Source organism: Mesorhizobium kamtschaticum (genome assembly GCF_056174585.1).
Map to the genome: position 1 here is coordinate 3,264,564 of NZ_CM149691.1, position 18,723 is coordinate 3,283,286.

Consider the following 18,723-nt stretch of genomic DNA (forward strand, 5'->3'; position numbering starts at 1 on the left):
GCGACTATCTGGGGTATCAAGTTGCATTTGCGAACTCGCTTCTCGCGTCGCGTGCTTTTGCATTGAGGATGACGAGAAGTTTTCTGGCGAGCGCGATGCGGATGAGCATTTTGGGCTTTCCCGCCTGTTGCAACCGTTGAGTGAACGCTTTGAGATGGGGATCGAACTTGGCCACGATGGCCGCGACGATGAAGAGGATGCCACGCGGCCCGGCGCGTCCGCCGCGCACATGCCTGTTGCCGGCGCGCCTGCCGCTGTCATTGGCGATGGGGGCGAGGCCTGCCAGCTTGGCGATGGCCTTGTTGGAGATGAGGCCGATCTCGGGCAGTTCGGCCATCAGGCGGGCGACGGTGCGCCCGGCGACACCCTTGAGCGAACGGAATGCCGATCCCAGCCTGGCCCACAGCGGATCGTCATCGATCATGGAGGCGATCTCGCCTGCCAGGCGCCGCTCCTCGCGTTTGAGGAAGGCCAGCATGGCCTCGATGCTGGCGCATGCCTCGGCATCGCGTGCGGCACTTCTACGCTGCTTGTTGATGGTGGCATCGCCGACAATTTGGCAAAGCCGCCCAACCAGCGCAGCAAGGCGCTGCTGAGCAGTGCTGGGCGGTGGCGTGGGAACCATCTTCTTGACTGCGCCGTAATGGGCGATGACGGCAGCGTCGATCCGGTCGGTCTTCTCCAGATGGCCCATCGCCTCGGCGAAGCGGCGCACGCTTCTAGCATTGACCAGAGCGCACTCCATGCCGTGCGCCCACAAAAGCATGAAGCCCAGCCGCTCGTAGCCGCCCGACGCCTCCATCACCGCAAGAGCTGCGCCATGGCTGCGGCAAAACAGGCAAAGAGCTGCGATCCCCGTCGCATCGTTGGCGAAGCGCTCTATCGCCCCACTCGGCCTGATATGCGCGTCCAGCCAATCCTTAGAAACATCAACTCCACAAATGATCTTGTTCACGGTAACCTGCCTTGTGCGTACGGTTGGAACCAAGCGACTGTTCGGTCGTGCGTGACGAAGGCGAAGATCCCAAGCTCTCCCGCGGCTGTAACCTCAGGTGGTACGGGCGACTTCGCCAAGCCAAGGTCCGGGCGGCCGCCCGGGCCTTGGCTCAATCGCTTCAATCCCACGAAATCTCTCTCGTGTAGATACAAGGTGTCTCGGCAAAGCCGAGACGGAGTGGGGGATTGGCGCAATCCTGTCCGGGAAGGGGCTTCAAGAAATCCTTTTCAGCCGCTGGCGCCAGCCCCCTCTCCGACCGCTTCGCGGCCACCTAGCCGGGGCGAGCCACGGGTCTCGCCCGTCCTTCGGACCCCCCGCTTTGGCGGGGGCGAGGAACCCAAGTTCTGCACCGTCGCGCCTCACGCCGACCGCCACATCGGGATGATCGACGCGGCCAGCACCAGCGCCAGCACGATGTTAAGCGCGCGCCATTGCCATTCGGTCTTCAGCAGCCGTGCCAGCACCATGCCGGCGACGCACCAGATGGACAGCGAGATGGCGGCGGTGAGGCCGAAGGTCGAGCCGAGCAGCAAGGCAAGCTGTCCCGGCCCGTCGGCCAATGCGGCAAACGAGGCTGCCGCACCCAGCCCCATCGCCCAGCCCTTGGGGTTCACCCACTGGATGCCGGCGCCGCCAAGGAAGCTGTTCGGCCTGGCCATCGTCACGTCGAGATTGGGCGGCCCGGCGCGGCCGATCTTGATCGCCAGCCACAGAAGATAGAGCGAGCCGATCACCTTCATCGCCAGTTGCAGCGAAGGCACGGCAAGCAGCAGGCCGGCGAGCCCGGCGGCGGCGGCACCCGTCACCGTGGCGAGGCCGGCGGCGCTGCCGATCATCAGCGGAACCGACCGGCGAAAGCCGAACTGCGCCCCCGAGGCAGTCGACAAGGTCGTGGCGATACCCGGCGTGGCGGTGGCCACGAAGGCAAACAGGATGAGCGGCAGGATGGGCTGGAGCATGGGGCGTCCTTTTTGAGGCCCCATGGTAGGCTTGAGCTGGCATCAGTAAATGCAATGTTTGTGATATCTGGCATTAGCATCTATAATGCAGAGATGATCCGCAATCTTGATATGGCGCTGCTGCGCACCTTCGTCATCGTCGCCGAAAAGGCCAGCATGACAGCGGCGGCCAATGCGCTGCATCTGACGCAAGGCGCCGTCAGCCAGCAGGTCAAGCGGCTGGAAGACACGCTCGGCTGCAGCCTGTTCGAGCGCGACCGGCGCGGCCTGCGCCTGACGCGTTCGGGCGAGCGGCTGTTCGACAAGGCCAGGCGCCTGCTCAGCCTCAATGACGAGATCTGGGCCGAGATGGCGGGAAGTGCTGTCGCCGGCCAGGTGCGGCTCGGCGTGCCCTACGACCTCGTCGGCACCTTGCTGGCGCCGGTGCTGAAGGCCTATGCCGAGACCTATCCGCAGGTCGAAATATCGCTGGTCTGCGCCTCGTCGCCGAACTGGCCTCGGCACTTGCGGCCGGCACCATCGACCTTGCGGTGATCGAGGAGCGGGTCGGGCCGACATCAGGCGAATGCCTGGCCATCGACCGGCTGGTCTGGGTCGGCGCCAAGGGCGGCGTCGCCCGCGCCAAGCGACCGCTGCCGGTGTCGATCGTCGCCGACACCTGCGCTTTCCGGCCGGTGGTGCTTTCGGCGCTCAACGAGCATGGGCTGGAATGGCGCACGGTGTTCGAAAACGGCAATATCGATGCGACGACGGCGACGGTGCGGTCCGATCTCGCCGTCACCACATGGCTGGCCTCCACGGTGCCAGCCGATCTCGACATCTTGCCGTTCGAGCCCGGCCTGCCGCCACTGCCGAATTTTGCCATCAATTTGCATCTGCCGAAGCATGGCGTCGGGCCGGCAGCGCAGGAATTCGCGCGGCATATTCGCGACGGGTTGGCGAGGCGGCTGCAGGCGGCGTGAGCGTCGCACTTCCCTGGAACACCCCTCATCCGTCTCGGCGCGAACGCGCCGATCCACCTTCTCCCACAAGGGGAGAAGGCAAGATTGCGCGCATGTCCCTGCCAATCATCGACGTTGGAGATTGGCTGAGCCGCTTGCGCCGGGCTCCGCCTTCTCCCCCTGTGGGAGAAGGTGGCCTCGCGAAGCGAGGTCGGATGAGGGGTGCTCCAGCTTGGCGCAGTGTTTCTACGATCTTACTTCCAGTTCTTACGCCGCTCTATCTCGGCGTCGGACGGCTCGCCCGTGACAAACGAGCCGACCTTGATCTCGCCTGATCGTTCGTAGGTCGCCATGATGACGCCGGTGCTGGATGTCTGCGACTTGGCAAGCTTGAAGGCGGCCGGCATCGCGCTGTCGCCGAACAGCCGCTTGCCCTTGCCCAGCAACAGCGGGAAGATCATCAGCCGGATCTCGTCGATCAGCCCGTTGGCGAGCAAGGTCTGGATCAGATTGCCCGATCCCTGGATGAGCAGGTCAGGTCCATCCTCTTGGCCGAGGCGGCGCAATGTCGCGACGATATCAGGCCCAAGCGATTGCGCGTTCTGCCAAGTGAGGGTGTCAGGCCGATGCGTCGCCACATATTTGGTCGCGGGGTTGAAGGCGTCGGCGATCGGATCTTTCTGATAGGGCCAGTACGCGGCGAAGATGTCGTAGGTTTTGCGGCCGAGCAGCAGGTCGAAGGGTTTGGAGAACAGTTCCTCCATTGCCGCGCCCGCTATCTCGTCGAAGTAATGGAAGGTCCAGCCGCCGAATTTGAAGCCGCCGACCGGATCCTCTTCCGGCCCGCCCGGTGCCTGCATGACGCCGTCGAGGCTGACGAAGGTGGCGGCGATGATCTTTCTCATTTTTCCTCTCCTTGGCTGATCCGCGCCGTCACAGCCGGATCCAGCGTAACGACGAACGACAGAGCTGGATTTCGACTGCAGCCGGACAAATTTTCAGTGTTTGCCGCTGGTCTGGATGTTGCGTGACGAGAACCAGACATCGCCGAAGATGGCGGTGGCGGTGCGGTCCGGCGCCTTGTCGCTCTTCAGCCAGATCGAGCGGCTGCGTGTCGCCTGCTCGCGCGTCGGGATTTTCGCCGCAAGATCGGCAACCGAGGCACCGAAGCATGGGATGAACCAGGCACGCATGAAGGGATCGCAGGCAAAGCCCTTTTCGGTGCGGGTCACCATCACCGCCAGCGGGACGCGCTCGGCCGGGCGCCAGGGGAAGATCATGCGGCCGCCGGGGCGCAGCGCCTTCAGCCATCCGGCCGGTGGGGCGACGACGCCGGCGTTGACATAGATGATATCAGATTGCGGCAAGGGCGTGGTCACGGCATCGCCATGGACGACAGTCGCATTGCCATAGGCTTCGAGATTTTTGCGCGCCAGCTCGGCCAGGTTCCTGTCCAGCTCGAAGGCGGTGACGGTGCCATCAGGCGAAACCAGCCTGGCCAGCAAGGCGGTGTAGTAGCCGGTGCCGGCGCCGATATGCGTGACGATCTCGCCGGGCCTCGGCGCCAGTTTTCCGATCCACATGGCATGCAGGAAAGGCTCGCCATTGTTGATGCCCTTGTCGGCATCGAGCGCTACCAGCACGTTCTGGTAGATATGGGCCGGGTCGGCGCTCGGCGTGGTGACCTTGCCGTTGCCGGCGACGATCGTCCACGGTCCGGGGCCGAGAAAGGCTTCGCGCGGCACGCTGGCGAACACCTCCTCCAGGCGCGGATCGGATGAGGCGGCATTGGCCGCCATCAGCCGGGCGTAGAATTTCCTGATGTCTTCAATGTTACTCATGACGCGAGAGAAGATAGCGCGATTTGGCGGTTTGTCTTGCGATCCGGCGAAACCTCAGCCGACCCCGAACATCGTGTCGTAGAGCAGCTTGAAGTTGAGCACGAGGATGATCGCCGCGACCACCCAGGCGAGTGCGGCCACACCACGCGGAATGGCGAGATTGCCCATCTTCTTCTTGTCGGAGACGAACTGCACCAACGGCACCACCGCGAAGGGCAGCTGCATCGACAGGATCACCTGGCTGAACACCAGCAACTGGCCGGTGCCTTTCTCGCCATAGAGCGCAGTGACGACCACCACCGGGATGATGGCAAGGCCGCGCGTCAAAAGGCGGCGCGCCCAGTTGGGGATGCGCAGGCGCAGGAACCCTTCCATGATGATCTGGCCGGCCAGTGTGGCCGTCACCGTCGAGTTCAGGCCCGACGCCAGCAGCGCCACGGCGAACAGGATGGAGGCGATGCTCAGGCCCAAGAGCGGCGACAGCAGATCGAACGCTTGGCCGATCTCGGCGACGTCCTGATGGCCGGTGTTGTGGAAGGCGACGGCCGAGACGATCAGGATGGCGGCGTTGACGAACAAGGCCAGCATCAGGGCGATGGTGGAGTCCGTCGTCGCCCATTTGATGGCGTCGCGCTTGCCCTTTTCGGTGCGCTCATAGGCGCGGGTCTGCACGATCGAGGAGTGCAGGTAGAGATTGTGCGGCATGACCGTGGCGCCGATGATGCCGATGGCGATGTAGAGCATTGCCGGATTGGTGACGATTTCGGAGGACGGCACGAACATGGCGTGCAGGATCGTGCCGGCCGGCGGGGCGGCGACGAAGATCTGGATGGCAAAGCAGCTGAAGATGATGATCAAAAGCGCGATGACGAAGGCTTCGAGATAGCGAAAACCCTTGTTCATCAACAGCAGCACGAGGAAGGCGTCGAGCGCGGTGAGCATGGCGCCGCCGATCAGCGGAATACCGAACAGAAGCTGCAATGCGATCGCCGTGCCGATGACTTCGGCGAGGTCACAGGCGATGATGGCGAGTTCGCAGGCGATCCACAGCACGAAATTGACGGGGCGCGGATAATAGGCGCGGCAGGCCTGGGCGAGATCGCGGCCGGTGGCGATGCCGAGCCGCGCGGCCAGCGCCTGCAGCAGGATCGCCATCAGGTTGGACAGCATGATGATGAACAAAAGCGTGTAGCCGAACTGGGCGCCACCAGCGAGGTCGGTCGCCCAGTTGCCGGGTCCATATAGCCGACCGAGACCATGTAGCCCGGCCCCATGAAGGCGAACAGCCGGCGGAACCAGACGCCCGAACTCGGCACCGCGATGGTGGAATTGACTTCGCGCAGGCTGGGCTGATCGTCCTCGTCCTGCCTGGCGAACCGCCATGAGGAGCGGGGGGCTGTGGCTTCTGCTTCTGACATGGAAAGGCTTTCCGCGACTTCTGGGAGATGTCCGTAAGCTATGCCATGGCTCAACATTATGCAATAGGCTATATTTCATTGTTTATGCTTTTTATCGAACGTTCAGCGGGGTTTGCGAAGCGGCGACCGGAAACGCCGGTTGCACCTGTGGGGGAATGCAAATAAACGGCCTGAAGAATCAGAGCCCGTGCTATAAAGCAGCAACGGCTAAACTCCCGAGGAGGAGCGCGCATTGGCGCTGAAGAACAGACCGGTCCCGCGTGAGCCACTGCCCGACGCCGATGTCCATTCGGAAGGGTTCCGGCAGCAGCGCCAGGCGCGCCGCAGCGCGCTGGTCGAGGATTATGTCGAGCTGATCGCCGACCTGATCGAGGACGGCAACGAGGCGCGCCAGGTCGACATCGCCGCTCGGCTCGGCGTCGCCCAGCCGACAGTGGCCAAGATGCTGACCAGGCTGTGCGCCGACGGGCTGGTGTCGAGGAAACCCTATCGCGGCGTGTTCCTGACCGAGGCCGGCCGCAAGGTCGCGGAGGAAAGCCGCATCCGCCATCAGACGGTGGAGGCTTTCTTGCGCTCGCTCGGCGTCAGTCCGGAGACGGCGCGCATCGATGCCGAGGGCATCGAGCACCATGTCAGCGCCGAGACGTTGGACGCTTTTCGCAAGGCGATGACGGCGCCGCGCTAGGGTCAGACCCAATCGTCCTGATGACCGAGTTCGACCGAGGTTGTGCGAAAACGCGATTGCGCCCGTCGTTCGAGACGATGGGTTCGCAACCCCGGGCTAGCGCCACCGACGACCACTCCATCCGCCGCCGAAGCGACCGCCACCGGCAACCAACCGGATGATGAGGAGAAGTACGATCGCACCGACGGTGGCGTTGACGATCAAGCTGATCGTTCCGCTCCCAAGATGGATGCCTAAGCGAGGCAGTAGCCAGTCACCGATGAACGCGCCGATGATCCCGATTGCTATGTCCCCAATTAGGCCAAAGCCAGCTCCCCGCACGATCTTCCCGGCCAACCATCCGGCAACAAGGCCGACTACCAATATGACAATGATGCTCTCGTTCGACAGATGCATGGTGATCCTCCCGGGCTCCCTTTCTTTGCTGTGCGATTGGTGCCCGTAAATTAGCGCACTAATTCCATAACCGATCCTCCATCCCCACGAAAGCCAAAGCGCGTCGGCGACGCGACCGTCGGGCAGCGCCCAACCGCGACCATGAAGCCAGCATCTGTGAGCGCAAGCTCCAAGTCCATGGCGATCAAAACCTCATCGTCAAGCACGAGTTAGCGAGTTCTCTTGGATGCCACCGGAACCTTCGCGGAGCGTCGCGGTTAAACTCGATAGAAATCAGCACGACGGAGTTTCCGATGCTCCAAGGTCTTTCCAGATATTCGCCTCAGGCGTTGGGAGTGCTCAGGTTCGTTGTGGGGCTTCTGTTCCTTGAACACGGCAGCCAAAAGCTTTTCAACTTTCCACCATCGACGATGCCGGCACAGCCCGGCATGGAAACGCTGATGATTGTAACGGGCATTCTTGAATTGCTCGGCGGCTTGCTGATCCTGGTCGGCTTTTTAACCCGGCCCGTTTCGTTCGTTCTCTGCGGGATGATGGCGATCGCCTATTTCATGGTTCACGCCCAAAAGGGCTTTTTCCCCGCGAACAATATGGGTGATGCGGCGATCCTGTTCTGCTTTGCCTTCTTCTACCTGTTTTTCGCGGGACCTGGAGCCTGGAGTGTCGACAACCGGGGCTGAGCGAGATGACGAGCGCCATGCCTTGCAAAATCATGGGCCTCCGCCACCAAACGTAAATGCATCCCGCCAGGACACTGCTCCACTCGCCAATCTTTCAGCGGGTCGCCAACATGGAGCACGAGCGCCGACCACGGGTTGATTCAGGCAAGAACGAAGCCCGCCAAAAGGACCGGAATGACAAGCAAAAGGGTACGGCAAGAAGCCAACGAGCCTCCGAAACGCTATTGCGCCGAGTGTTCAATGGCTCATGCCTCCAGGTATCTATTTCTCGGCACTATGTCGGAAAGCGGGACCAAGAGGCTCCGATCGACTCTATGACGATCCTCACAGTTTAGTACCAGCGCCCGCGGCCGTAAAAACCGCCGCCGCCTAGCACCAAAACAATAAGAACGATGACCAGAATCGTGGTGATATCCATATGCGCCTCCAATGAGCGCTCCCGGCCATGTTCGCCGTTCGCCGCGCTTGCCCTGGGCTGGGCCTAATGCCTGTGACTTGATGCAGATAAACGTTCTGCGGAGCATTCCTGTTCCAGCGGACCTATCTGAATTGCGGATATCTTTCGCAGTTGGGGCAAGTGGTTCAAGCGACGACGTTCTGAAAAAATCTCGAGGGATGCTCAACCAGGTGCAGCACATAGCTGACGGCGACCTGCCGGACGTCGAATCGTCCTCGCCCATTGCGATCGGAGGATCTTATTTCTTGGCCCTTGCAGCCACTGCTACGAACGCGACGGCGGCGGCATCACACATCCTCTTGGACGGCCCGTCGACGGTGCGGATGATCTCTCAGCTGCCTTCAGGCTGATCCCGTGTTTCTCAGCGAAATACGCGATTTCATAAGAAGCGTCGGTGGCTGGAGTTCAAGACTTTGTATCACTGTCTTATTCCGGTCGACGATTTGCTCCTCCCGCCCTGAATAGTTGCAGAAAGGCGCCAAGCGCGATGCCGGGAAAGCCGCCGATCGTGCCTTCCCGGCTGAGCTGCCCTGCAGACCACGGCTTGATCCTTCGGAAGGCCGGCTTGTATCGTTGCGTTCAAACGCCTGGATGGCGAGCCTTTCGGCCCGCCACAGGTCACCGCTGCCAGGGGCGCTTCAAAGAAAGGGAAGCCGGTTCCACCAACAAGAAACAGGCACAGGGAATACGGATGCTAGCGAATGCGTTGAAGCTGTCAGGAGCGACACCGATCAATCCGGTTCAGTGACGCTCAAAACCGACTGCAAAAAAGGAAATGAAACCATGAAGAGGTCCCTTCTCACCGCCCTCGGTCTTGCGTTCGCGTTCGCTGTCTCGATGCCGGTCCTCGGCGCCAGAAACGCCAACGCCGCTATGAGCCAGGCCCCCGCAGCGACGACCGCAACGACCACTTCGTCAGGCTCGGATGCTATGGCGACGAAGCACGTCAAGAAACACGTCAAGAAGCATAAGAAGCACGCCAAAAAGCACACGATGGCCAAGAAGGCCTATTAAGGCGCTCTCAGAACTTCCTGTTTATGAGCGGCCGCTCCGGCTTAGATTTGGTTGGAGCGGCGTTTTTCACACTTTTCCTGGAATCGCTCTAAGGCGCTCAGCCGTTTTCGGAGAGGCCGCCGGAACCGCCGCACCTTACGCACGTTGCTTCTGACATCGCGCGATTATCGCGCCAAGGGAGGAAGCAATGGGCGTCGAACAGGCACCGACCGCAAAGGGCAAGCAGGCGGCCAAGGGATTGAAGCAGGCGGCGGCGAAGGACGAGCGGAAGACCGAGGCCGAGACCGGTCATCCCCTGAAGAAGGGTGCCGCACGCTTCGAGGAGCGCTCAAAAAGCTCGGACGGCAAGAGCGCCGGCGCCAAGCAGAAAAGCTGAGGCCAGGCCGATATCAGCGCTTATCGGCGCAAGCCGTCTGCAGGGATGCGCCTGGATGCAACGATCAGGCATGCTCACTCGCGGACGTCCTGCACCCAGCTTCTGGGATGACCGTCGACGCGGAACTGGAAGATGAAATAGGGCGGGATGCAGGTGCCTTCGCCGGGCTTGGCCTGGGGCAAGTCATCGTAGCCGGCGGTGCAGATATAGTCCTCGCGGCACGGATGCGCCTTGTCGCAGGCGCGCAGGCCGGCGGTCTTGGTGAATTCCTTCGTGCAGAATTTGTGGTCCTTGCCCGAGGCGATGCAATCGTTGAAGCCGGTCTTGGCCAGGCGGCCGCAGGTCGCCTCATCGGGAAGCTTGTCGCAGGTCGCCTTGCGCAGCATGCCGCCGGGAAAGCCGCCGGTCTTCTGTTCGGGGTTGTCGTAGCGCTGGCGCGCCGCGCCATAGCCGGCGAGCTTGACCAATGGTTTCTTGTCCCGTGCCGGGTCGATGGCACAGGCCTTGGCGGTGGTCGGTGACAGGCGGCAATACTGGTCGTTGCCCCATGTCGACATCTTGATCTCGCCGAACTCGACGGGGTCGCCGACCGCGGTGCCCTTCTCACTGACGCAGGTGCCGAAGCCCGGATGGATGGCGCTTTCGTGGACACCGGCGCAGCGCAGGCCGGCGCCACAGGTCCAGTCCTTGAAGCTCGCGTCGTCACCGCGATAGCAGATCGAGCCCCAGCCATTGTAGAGGTCGGTGCCCTTGAGCGCTTCGGCATATTTCTGGTCCGGACGGGCGGCGAAACCTCTGGTGAAATCGGGATGGCCGCCGGCTGCGAATTGCTCGACGATAGCACGGCGGCGCGGCAGGTCGGCGAAGAACACCGCCGAGCCCGGCACGAAGACGGCGTTGCGGCGCGGTTCGCTGGCCGGATCGGCGCCGGTGTAGTGGAAGCCGGCAATGCCGTGCGTCTGATGGCAGCCGGTGCAGCTCATTTCGTTCAGCCGCAGATCGAAGCCGGCGACTGATTTGATGGTGGCGAGCGTGTTGCCCCTGGCGACGTAGTCTTTCAGCGCCTTGTCGATATCGGCGTCGTCGACCAGCCCGTAGGCGATGTTGTTCTGCGAGCGGCTCAACCCGCCGGGTGCGACCGAAACGGCGCTCTTGGCGAGGAACTTTTCGTCGATGACCAGCCGGCCATGGTCGAGATCGTAGATGTTGCGGTCGGTAAGCAGCCATTTGGCGAAGGACGGCTTGTCGGCCAGCACCGTCGCCCGGTCGATCTGGTTCTCCATCTTCGATTCATAGAAACTCGAGGTCGCCGGATTCCATTTGAATATCTTGAGGAGATATTCGGCGTGGCCGCCAAAATCGCGCCGCGTCGAGGCCGACAGGCGCAGCACCTGCATGTTGAGTTCGAGCCGCATGATCTGCGAGGAATTGAGCATCGCACCGGACAGCGGCCCTTCGTCGGAGCGCAGCCAGGCGGCGAGTTGTTCCGGCGGCAGGTCTTTTTGGCCGGCGGCAAGCCAGCGCTGGGCGACGTCGGCGCAGGACACGTCGGTGGCGCTTGGAAAATCCTTCGAGGCGCGCGCCTGCGCCCGCCCGGGCTTGGCGTTGAACACCAGGCTCATGGTCAGCGGCAGGCGCGAGGAAATGCGCTGCGCCACCTTGCCCTTGGCCGGCTTTTCGGCAACCGAATAGTGGAAGCGGTAGATCAGCCGGATCTCGCCGCATTCGGTGTGGCCGAGATAGCCGCGATCCATGCGGTTGACGACGCCGGTCAGGTCGAGTGTCGAGCCGTCATCGTCGATGTATTTCGGATTGAATTTCTGGCTGGTGTCGCTCGATCTGGCCATGGCCGCGACATAGGGGTCCGGGCTGGTCTTCGGCTCGTCAGATATCTCCTGCTTGACCGTGTCGCGCACGGTGGCCAGGGCCGGCACGGAAAACAGGCCATGATTGTCGACGTCGCGGGTGAGGCCGAGCGCAGGGCCGAGCAGCCGGCTGATCGACAGGCCGCCGCGCTCCAGTGCCTGCAAGGTGGCCGGATCGGTGACGGCGACGCTGGAATCGAGTGTCACCGCGCCGGCGCTTGGCAAGCCAAGGCAGAGCAGTGCCGCGAACAACGACAGGAATTGACCGACCGTCTTCAGCCTCACGCCCCCCTTTGCTTGCGGCGATGCTACAGGCCTTGGCCGGTCTCGGCCAGTGCGCTGAGGCCATCACGCCGGCGTCGCCTCGGTGGCGAAAAATACTGTGACTTGGCGCAACCATTGGGATAATTGTTTGTTGGGTTGAGCCGGCAAGCCGGAGCAACGAGGAAGTTCGCATCACGGGGAGTTGCCATGCTCTGGAGAGGCCGTCGTCAGAGTGACAATATCGAGGACGACCGCAGCGACAGCGGCGGCGGCGGGATCGGCGGCGGTGGCGGCGGGTTCCAACTCCCGATCGGCGGCCGGACCGGTGGCGGCGGCAGCATCATCCTCGTCATCCTGGTGGTGCTGGCCGGATGGTATTTCGGCTTTGATCCTTCAGCGATCCTGGGCGGTGGCGACGGTAGCCTGCTGCCGGGCGGGAGTGGCCAAATCACCGACAACAGCGGCGGTGGCCAGGATAGCGGCACGGCACCCGCCAATGACGAGATGAAGCAGTTCGTCGCGACCGTGCTCGCCGACACCGAGGACACCTGGACCGGCATCTTCAAGTCGCAAGGCCTGACCTATGAGAACCCGAAGCTGGTGCTGTTCAGTGGGCAAATCCGCTCTGCCTGCGGTGCTGCTTCCTCGTCGGCCGGACCTTTCTATTGTCCCGGCGACCACAAGGTCTATCTCGACATGACCTTCTTCCAGCAGCTCGACCAGCAGTTCGGCGCTTCCGGTGAATTCGCCCGCGCCTATGTCATCGCGCATGAGGTCGGCCATCACGTGCAGAACCTGACCGGCATCATGGGCAAGTTCAACCAGATGCGGCAAGGCATGAGCGAAGCCGATGCCAACCAGCTATCGGTGCGCATCGAGCTGCAGGCCGACTGCTTCGCCGGCGTGTGGGCGCATTTCACAGCGCAGAAGGGCATATTGGAGCAGGGCGACATGGAAAGCGCGCTGAACGCCGCCAAACAGATCGGCGACGACACGCTGCAGAAGAAGATGCAGGGCTATGTCGTGCCGGAAAGCTTCAACCATGGCACCTCGCAGCAGCGGCAGACCTGGCTGGCGCGCGGTTACAAGAGCGGCAAGCTGGCGGATTGCAACACGATGACCGGCGCGCTCTAACGAGTCTTTTCGGACAAAAACTGACGACGAAGATGCCGTCAGGGGGTGTCAGGATCAAACATTCCTGCCTGTTCTCGCATTGTTCCTTTTTGCGGGTTCGCCTATAAGGTGCGTCCGCCTGCGCCAAGGGCGGCCGGAGGAGATTGACCCATCATGATCGACCCCAAAACCGCCAGGCGGGGCCTGGCGCTCGTCTTCACCACGCTGCTGCTGGATATTATCGGCTTTGGCATGATCATGCCGGTGCTGCCGGCTTTTCTCAGGGAATTGACCGGCGTTGGCATCAGTGAAGCGGCGATCGAGGGCGGTTGGCTGTTCTTCGTCTATGCGGCCATGCAGTTCTTCTTCGCGCCGATCATGGGCGGCCTGAGCGACCGTTTCGGGCGGCGGCCGATCCTGCTTGCCTCGGTGCTGACTTTCTCCATCGACAATCTGATCTGCGCCATCGCCTGGTCCTATCCGATGCTGTTCATCGGCCGTGTGCTGGCCGGCATTTCGGGCGCCAGCTATTCGACGACATCCGCCTTCATTGCCGACATCTCGAACGACGAGAACCGGGCGAAGAATTTCGGCCTGCTCGGCATTGCCTTCGGCGTCGGCTTCGTCATCGGGCCGGTGCTGGGCGGATTGCTCGGCACGTTTGGACCGCGCGTGCCGTTCTTTTTCGCCGCCGGGCTCGCCTTCGTGAACTTCCTGATCGCGATGTTCTTCCTGCCGGAAACGCTCGATGAAAAGCATCGCCGCCGATTCGAGTGGAAGCGCGCCAACCCGGTCGGCACGCTGCTGCAGATGCGCCAGTATGAAGGCATCGGCTGGATCGGGCTCGTCTTCTTCCTGATGACGCTTGGCCACATGATGTATCCGGCGGTGTGGTCGTTCGTTTCCAACTACCGCTATGGCTGGAGCGAGCAGCAGATCGGCTTCTCGCTCGGCGCCTTCGGCCTGTGCGGCGCGATCGTCATGGGCACCGTGCTGCCGCGCGTGATCCCCAGGCTCGGCGAATGGAGGACGGCGGTCATCGGCCTGACCTTCACGGCGGCCAGCGCCTTCGGCTACGCTTTCGCTTCGCAGGGATGGATGGTCTATGCGGTGATCGTCGTCGGCTGCCTGGAAGCGCTGGCCGATCCGCCGCTGAGAAGCCTCGCCGCCGCCAAGGTGCCGCCTTCGGCGCAAGGCGAACTGCAGGGCGCGATGACCTCGATCTTCTCGATCACCTCGATCATCACGCCGCTGCTCTACACGGCGATCTTTTCCTGGTTCACCGGACCAAGCGCGCCCGTGACCTTCGGCGGCGCGCCCTATCTGGTCGGCGCGTGTTTCCTGCTGCTGGCAGTTATCGTCTTCGTCACCAAGGTGGCGAGGCCGGCGGCGGTCAGGACCGTCACCACCGACGTCGCGGAAGATGGAGCACAGGTATGAGCCATGACAGCCGTATCACGCTGACCAAGGACGGGGTGTCGCTGTCTCGGCTGGTCTTCGGTGCCTGGCGCCTGCTCGACGGCGACGCTCGCCCTGATGCCGATCAAGTCGCGCGGCTGATCGACAGCGCCGTCGATCTTGGCCTGACCAGTTTCGACCATGCCGACATCTATGGGAATTATGAGGTGGAGGCGGCGTTCGGCGCCGGGCTGTCGCGTTGGAAGGGCAAGCGCGAGGGGATCGAACTGATCTCGAAATGCGACATCATGCTGGCCTCGGCCAACCGGCCGCAAAACCGGCTGAAGCACTATGACACCAGCGCTGCCCATATCACCGCGTCGGTCGACCGCTCGCTGACCAATCTCCACACCGATTATCTCGACCTGTTACTGCTGCACCGGCCGGACCCGCTGATGGAGGCTGACGAGACGGCGGCGGCGCTTGCCGGACTGGTCAAGGCAGGCAAGGTGAGGGCGGTCGGCGTTTCCAACTTCACGCCGTCGCAGTTCGATCTGCTGGCCTCGCGGCTGCCGTTTGCGCTCGCCACCAACCAGATCGAGATGTCGGTGCTCAAGACATCGGCGCTGACCGACGGCAGTCTCGACCATGCGCATCGTCTGGCCTATGCGCCGATGATCTGGTCGCCGCTCGGCGGCGGCTCGCTGTTCACCGGCAAGGAAGCCCGAGAAGCTCGGGTACGGGCAGCGCTCGCGGCGGTGGCCGCCGAAGTCGGCGCCGGCGATCTTGCCACTGTCGCCATCGCCTGGCTGCTGCGGCATCCGGCCCGGCCGGTCCCGGTGCTCGGGTCGATGAAGCCGGAACGGCTGGCGGCCATGGTCAAGGCGCTCGACATCGTGCTCGACCGCCAGCAATGGTTCGCCATACTGGAGGCCAGCGAAGGCCGGCCGGTGGCGTAAGTTCAGGCCCGCTCAGCCAGCAATTCCTCGCCACGCTTTTCGCGGATCAGGTTGACGAAGCGGCGGAACAGATAGTGCGAGTCCTGCGGGCCGGGCGAGGCTTCGGGGTGATGCTGGACCGAGAATACCGGACGGCCGGTCAGCGCGATGCCGCAGTTCGAGCCGTCGAACAGCGAGACATGGGTTTCCTCGACGCCCTCGGGCAGCGAGTCGGCATCGACGGCAAAGCCGTGGTTCATCGAGACGATCTCGACCTTGCCAGTGGTGTGATCCTTGACCGGATGGTTGGCGCCGTGATGGCCCTGGTGCATCTTGGCGGTCCTGCCGCCGAGCGCCAGCGCCAGCATCTGGTGGCCGAGGCAGATGCCGAACACCGGAATATCGGTCTTGAGCAAATCCCGGATGACCGGCACGGCATAGTCGCCGGTGGCCTCCGGGTCGCCGGGGCCATTGGAGAGGAAGATGCCGTCGGGCTGCATGGCGAGGATCTCTTCCGACCCAGTGCTGGCCGGAACCACGGTCACCTTGGCGCCAAGGCCGGCAAGCAGGCGCAAGATGTTGCGCTTGACGCCGTAGTCGATGGCGACGACGTGCATGGACGGTTCGGCCTGTTCGCCAAAACCTTCGTTCCACACCCAGGGCGTCTCGCGCCAGACCGAGGACTGGCCCGAGGTGACTTCCTTGGCGAGGTCGAGCCCGATCAGGCCCGACCAGGCGGCGGCGCGCTGCTTCAAATCGTCAAGGTCGAAGACGCCGTCGGGCGCATGCGCGATGACGGCGTTGGGCATACCCTTTTCGCGGATCAGTGCGGTGAGCGCGCGGGTGTCGATGCCCGACAGGGCAACGATGCCGCGCTTCTTCAGCCACTGGTCGAGACCACCCGCGGCGCGGTAATTGGATGGGTTGGTGACATCGGCCTTGAACACAGCGCCGACGGCGCCGGCCCGCGCGGCCGGGTTGAGGTCCTCGATGTCCTCGCCATTGGTGCCGATATTGCCGATATGCGGGAAGGTGAAGGTGACGATCTGGCCGGCATAGGACGGGTCGGTGAGGATTTCCTGGTAGCCGGTGAGTGCGGTGTTGAAGCAAACTTCGGCCACGGCGGAGCCGGTGGCGCCGAGGCCGCGACCCTCGATGACGGTGCCGTCGGCCAGCACCAGAAGGGCGGTCGGCTTTTCGGTTGCCCAAGGGGCGGTCATCTCGGCCATGGCGGCACTCCTATCAGGCTGCGCGCTTCGAGTGGCCCGGCGAGCCATCTGCGCAGCTTCCGGCACGGCAACGATCTCTCGAGCCCGCGCACGTCAATTCATTGTCTTATGCAAGGCCGAGTACATAGGGGAAGGGGCCAGAGCGGTCAATGATGCCGCGCCAAAACCACGATGTTTTATTTCGTTGAACAATATCAGTGGCTTGATGAGATTTGCTTTGCGAGTTCGCCACGGTTATTGTCCGCGCCGTTCGAAGGAGAAAGTACCATGCGCGCGAAAATCGCCGAATCCCTGAAGAGCGCGATGAAGGCGCAGGACAAGCACCGGCTGCCGACATTGCGGTTGATCCAGGCTGCCATTCATGATCGCGACATCGCCAATCGCGGTTCGGCCAAGGACCCCGCCAGCGACGAGGAGATCCTGCAGATCCTGGCCAAGATGGTGAAGCAGCGCGAGGAATCGGCCAAGGCCTTCGAGGACGGCAAGCGCCCGGAACTGGCGGCGCAGGAGCGCGGCGAGATGGAGATCATCCGCGGCTTCCTGCCGACGCAGCTCGACGATGCGGCCATTGCGGCTGCCGCACGCGAAGCGATCGCTCAGACCGGTGCGGCCAGCCAGAAGGACATGGGCAAGGTGATCGCCGCGCTGAAGCAGAAATATGCCGGCCAGATGGATTTCGGCAAGGCAAGCGGCATCGTCAAGGGCCTGCTGCAGTAGGCATAGCTGCCTATCGCTGGCCGGAGATTGCGACCGTCACCCGCCGCCACTTCGGCCCGCCGAGCGTTCGCCTATCCCCTCGACGACGATACGGATGATGTGCCTGATCTCGTCCTCGCGGAACGCTCCTCCCGAGAGCGCCGAAAGCATCGCCTGGCCATATATGCCGAGCAGGACCAGCGCCATGAAATTGGCGTCGTCATCCCTGCGGATGGCACCTTGCCGCTGGCCGAGCACGAGCAGATCCCGCACCAGACGCTGGAAGGAGGGGCGGTCGGGTGGCGGTTGCAGGGAAGGGCGCTCGGCGGGGGCGAGGGCCAGCCTGGCGAGCGAAGGATTGGCCAGGCACCAGCGCGCGCTGTCGAGAAAGACGGTTTCGAGCAGGACGAAGACGTCTTCGTTCGCCTCGATGCGGGCACGGTAGGCGGCGTCGCCCGCCTCTACGCTGGCGATGAGCCGCAGCGCAATCTCTTCTTTCGAACTGAACAGATTGTAGACCGTCTTGCGGGTCAGACCCGCGCGGATCGCGATCTCTTCCATTGAGGTGTTGGCGAAGCCGAGTTCCCGGAACGCCAGGTCGGCGGCGTCGATGATGAGGTTTCGCGACCGTTCGGTGCGCTTAGGGGTTGTCATTTTTATACCGTAGTGTAAATTTACACATATGTAAAATTATACGCGCGATCAGCGACAACGTAGCCAGTCCGGTTGGCTGCCGGAACGGTCGGCTGCGGTGCGACGGAATTCAAGCGGATCCATCGAAAGCCTGTGCAAAAATGGTTGGTATTCTCAAAGAATTCGGCCCTGGCATCTGGATTGCGGACGGTCCGACCGTGACGGCGGCCGCAGGCTTCCACTATCCGACGCGCATGGCCGTCATCCGACTGTCCAGCAGTGGTCTCTTCATCTGGTCGCCAACCGAGCTCACGGACGCGCTTCGCGCCGAGGTCGATACCCTGGGTCAGGTGCGCTTCCTGATCCCGCCGAATTCGCTTCACCATGTTTTCCTTGGTGACTGGCAGCGTGGCTATCCCGACGCCAAGGTCTACGCGCCGTCAGGCCTGCGCGAAAACCGCAGGGATGTCCGCTTCGACGGCGACCTCGGCGATACGCCGGTGGCGGACTGGGCCGACGACCTCAACCAGGTCGTCATGCGCGGCAACAGGATCACGACCGAGATCGTGTTCTTTCACCGCCAAAGCAGGACAGTGCTGTTCACCGATCTGATCCAGCATTTCCGCCCTGGATGGTTCAAGGGCTGGCGGGCGCTGGTTGCCCGGCTGGACCTGATGGTGGCCGCCGAGCCATCGGTGCCACGAAAATTCCGCGCCGCTTTTACTGACCGGGCCGCCGCCCGCGCGGCCATTCAGCGTTGCTCGCATGGCCGGCTGAAAAGGTCCTGATGGCACATGGCGAACCAATCACCGAAGGGGGGCAG

General features: G+C 62.9%; 17 protein-coding genes and 2 pseudogenes. 10 read left to right on the forward strand and 9 right to left on the reverse strand.

What is annotated here, in order from left to right; genetic code table 11:
• Positions 1-16: 16 nt before the first annotated feature.
• Positions 17-955, reverse strand: coding sequence for an IS110 family RNA-guided transposase (locus AC0V7N_RS15920; protein WP_475456790.1), 939 nt, complete (start codon positions 953-955; stop codon positions 17-19).
• Positions 956-1,356: 401 nt separating this feature from the next.
• Positions 1,357-1,956 carry a LysE family translocator gene (locus AC0V7N_RS15925; RefSeq protein WP_475459088.1) on the reverse strand — a complete coding sequence of 200 codons (600 nt, stop codon included), beginning with the start codon at positions 1,954-1,956 and terminating at the stop codon, positions 1,357-1,359.
• A 54-nt stretch (positions 1,957-2,010) separates the two neighbouring features.
• Between AC0V7N_RS15925 and AC0V7N_RS15930 the strand changes: the two are divergent.
• Positions 2,011-2,918: pseudogene (locus AC0V7N_RS15930) on the forward strand (LysR family transcriptional regulator).
• A gap of 233 nt (positions 2,919-3,151) precedes the next feature.
• On the opposite strand, the gene AC0V7N_RS15935 reads toward AC0V7N_RS15930, so the two are convergent.
• The 3 genes and pseudogenes from AC0V7N_RS15935 to AC0V7N_RS15945 all read right to left on the reverse strand — a co-directional run bounded on the left by AC0V7N_RS15935 (position 3,152) and on the right by AC0V7N_RS15945 (position 6,156).
• Complete coding sequence (locus AC0V7N_RS15935) at positions 3,152-3,802, reverse strand: dihydrofolate reductase family protein (protein WP_475459092.1); 651 nt, start codon at positions 3,800-3,802, stop codon at positions 3,152-3,154.
• A gap of 93 nt (positions 3,803-3,895) precedes the next feature.
• Positions 3,896-4,738 (reverse strand): protein-L-isoaspartate O-methyltransferase family protein, encoded by an 843-nt coding sequence (locus AC0V7N_RS15940; protein WP_475459094.1) that lies wholly within the window; start codon positions 4,736-4,738, stop codon positions 3,896-3,898.
• 54 nt (positions 4,739-4,792) lie between these two features.
• A pseudogene (locus AC0V7N_RS15945) lies at positions 4,793-6,156 on the reverse strand (Nramp family divalent metal transporter).
• Positions 6,157-6,388: 232 nt separating this feature from the next.
• On the opposite strand from AC0V7N_RS15945, the gene mntR reads away from it, so the two are divergent.
• Positions 6,389-6,841 carry a manganese-binding transcriptional regulator MntR gene (gene mntR, locus AC0V7N_RS15950; RefSeq protein WP_172225675.1) on the forward strand — a complete coding sequence of 151 codons (453 nt, stop codon included), beginning with the start codon at positions 6,389-6,391 and terminating at the stop codon, positions 6,839-6,841.
• Positions 6,842-6,937: 96 nt separating this feature from the next.
• On the opposite strand, the gene AC0V7N_RS15955 is transcribed toward mntR, so the two are convergent.
• Positions 6,938-7,237 carry a GlsB/YeaQ/YmgE family stress response membrane protein gene (locus AC0V7N_RS15955; RefSeq protein WP_258582052.1) on the reverse strand — a complete coding sequence of 100 codons (300 nt, stop codon included), beginning with the start codon at positions 7,235-7,237 and terminating at the stop codon, positions 6,938-6,940.
• A gap of 293 nt (positions 7,238-7,530) precedes the next feature.
• Here AC0V7N_RS15955 and AC0V7N_RS15960 point away from each other — a divergent pair, with 293 nt between their 5' ends.
• The 3 genes from AC0V7N_RS15960 to AC0V7N_RS15970 all read left to right on the forward strand — a co-directional run bounded on the left by AC0V7N_RS15960 (position 7,531) and on the right by AC0V7N_RS15970 (position 9,764).
• Positions 7,531-7,917 (forward strand): DoxX family protein, encoded by a 387-nt coding sequence (locus AC0V7N_RS15960; RefSeq protein ID WP_475459097.1) that lies wholly within the window; start codon positions 7,531-7,533, stop codon positions 7,915-7,917.
• Positions 7,918-8,839: 922 nt separating this feature from the next.
• Complete coding sequence (locus AC0V7N_RS15965; RefSeq protein WP_496627953.1) at positions 8,840-9,388, forward strand: hypothetical protein; 549 nt, start codon at positions 8,840-8,842, stop codon at positions 9,386-9,388.
• Positions 9,389-9,575: 187 nt separating this feature from the next.
• Positions 9,576-9,764: a hypothetical protein gene (locus tag AC0V7N_RS15970; protein ID WP_019860505.1), complete on the forward strand. Its 189-nt coding sequence runs from the start codon at positions 9,576-9,578 to the stop codon at positions 9,762-9,764.
• Between the two features lie 74 nt (positions 9,765-9,838).
• Here AC0V7N_RS15970 and AC0V7N_RS15975 read toward each other — a convergent pair whose 3' ends face one another.
• Entirely contained in the window at positions 9,839-11,914 is a 2,076-nt protein-coding gene (locus tag AC0V7N_RS15975; RefSeq protein ID WP_475459100.1) for a hypothetical protein, read from the reverse strand.
• 186 nt (positions 11,915-12,100) lie between these two features.
• Here AC0V7N_RS15975 and ypfJ point away from each other — a divergent pair, with 186 nt between their 5' ends.
• The 3 genes from ypfJ to AC0V7N_RS15990 all read left to right on the forward strand — a co-directional run bounded on the left by ypfJ (position 12,101) and on the right by AC0V7N_RS15990 (position 15,363).
• Positions 12,101-13,027 carry a KPN_02809 family neutral zinc metallopeptidase gene (gene ypfJ, locus AC0V7N_RS15980; protein ID WP_475459102.1) on the forward strand — a complete coding sequence of 309 codons (927 nt, stop codon included), beginning with the start codon at positions 12,101-12,103 and terminating at the stop codon, positions 13,025-13,027.
• 153 nt (positions 13,028-13,180) lie between these two features.
• Positions 13,181-14,446: a TCR/Tet family MFS transporter gene (locus AC0V7N_RS15985; protein WP_475459104.1), complete on the forward strand. Its 1,266-nt coding sequence runs from the start codon at positions 13,181-13,183 to the stop codon at positions 14,444-14,446.
• Positions 14,443-15,363: an aldo/keto reductase gene (locus AC0V7N_RS15990; RefSeq protein WP_475459106.1), complete on the forward strand. Its 921-nt coding sequence runs from the start codon at positions 14,443-14,445 to the stop codon at positions 15,361-15,363. The genes AC0V7N_RS15985 and AC0V7N_RS15990 overlap by 4 nt, the downstream gene beginning before the upstream one ends.
• 2 nt (positions 15,364-15,365) lie before the next feature.
• On the opposite strand, the gene carA is transcribed toward AC0V7N_RS15990, so the two are convergent.
• On the reverse strand, positions 15,366-16,571 hold the full coding sequence (gene carA, locus AC0V7N_RS15995) for a glutamine-hydrolyzing carbamoyl-phosphate synthase small subunit (RefSeq protein ID WP_475459109.1): 1,206 nt from the start codon (positions 16,569-16,571) through the stop codon (positions 15,366-15,368).
• A gap of 267 nt (positions 16,572-16,838) precedes the next feature.
• On the opposite strand from carA, the gene AC0V7N_RS16000 reads away from it, so the two are divergent.
• Complete coding sequence (locus AC0V7N_RS16000) at positions 16,839-17,288, forward strand: GatB/YqeY domain-containing protein (RefSeq protein WP_475459111.1); 450 nt, start codon at positions 16,839-16,841, stop codon at positions 17,286-17,288.
• A gap of 36 nt (positions 17,289-17,324) precedes the next feature.
• On the opposite strand, the gene AC0V7N_RS16005 is transcribed toward AC0V7N_RS16000, so the two are convergent.
• The gene (locus AC0V7N_RS16005; protein WP_475459114.1) at positions 17,325-17,921 is read right to left on the reverse strand and encodes a TetR/AcrR family transcriptional regulator; all 597 of its coding nucleotides are present in this window, start codon (positions 17,919-17,921) and stop codon (positions 17,325-17,327) included.
• A gap of 197 nt (positions 17,922-18,118) precedes the next feature.
• Here AC0V7N_RS16005 and AC0V7N_RS16010 point away from each other — a divergent pair, with 197 nt between their 5' ends.
• Positions 18,119-18,688 carry a DUF4336 domain-containing protein gene (locus tag AC0V7N_RS16010; protein ID WP_475459116.1) on the forward strand — a complete coding sequence of 190 codons (570 nt, stop codon included), beginning with the start codon at positions 18,119-18,121 and terminating at the stop codon, positions 18,686-18,688.
• The last annotated feature ends 35 nt before the right edge of the window (positions 18,689-18,723 follow it).

Bases quoted from the DNA above. Each gene is read 5' to 3' on its own strand.
- AC0V7N_RS15925 (WP_475459088.1), bottom strand. From the start codon at position 1,956: ATGCTCCAGCCCATCCTGCCGCTCATCCTGTTTGCCTTCGTGGCCACC.
- AC0V7N_RS15935 (WP_475459092.1), bottom strand. From the start codon at position 3,802: ATGAGAAAGATCATCGCCGCCACCTTCGTCAGCCTCGACGGCGTCATG.
- AC0V7N_RS15940 (WP_475459094.1), bottom strand. From the start codon at position 4,738: ATGAGTAACATTGAAGACATCAGGAAATTCTACGCCCGGCTGATGGCG.
- AC0V7N_RS15955 (WP_258582052.1), bottom strand. From the start codon at position 7,237: ATGCATCTGTCGAACGAGAGCATCATTGTCATATTGGTAGTCGGCCTT.
- AC0V7N_RS15960 (WP_475459097.1), top strand. From the start codon at position 7,531: ATGCTCCAAGGTCTTTCCAGATATTCGCCTCAGGCGTTGGGAGTGCTC.
- AC0V7N_RS15970 (WP_019860505.1), top strand. From the start codon at position 9,576: ATGGGCGTCGAACAGGCACCGACCGCAAAGGGCAAGCAGGCGGCCAAG.
- ypfJ (WP_475459102.1), top strand. From the start codon at position 12,101: ATGCTCTGGAGAGGCCGTCGTCAGAGTGACAATATCGAGGACGACCGC.
- AC0V7N_RS15985 (WP_475459104.1), top strand. From the start codon at position 13,181: ATGATCGACCCCAAAACCGCCAGGCGGGGCCTGGCGCTCGTCTTCACC.
- AC0V7N_RS15990 (WP_475459106.1), top strand. From the start codon at position 14,443: ATGAGCCATGACAGCCGTATCACGCTGACCAAGGACGGGGTGTCGCTG.
- carA (WP_475459109.1), bottom strand. From the start codon at position 16,571: ATGGCCGAGATGACCGCCCCTTGGGCAACCGAAAAGCCGACCGCCCTT.
- AC0V7N_RS16000 (WP_475459111.1), top strand. From the start codon at position 16,839: ATGCGCGCGAAAATCGCCGAATCCCTGAAGAGCGCGATGAAGGCGCAG.
- AC0V7N_RS16005 (WP_475459114.1), bottom strand. From the start codon at position 17,921: ATGACAACCCCTAAGCGCACCGAACGGTCGCGAAACCTCATCATCGAC.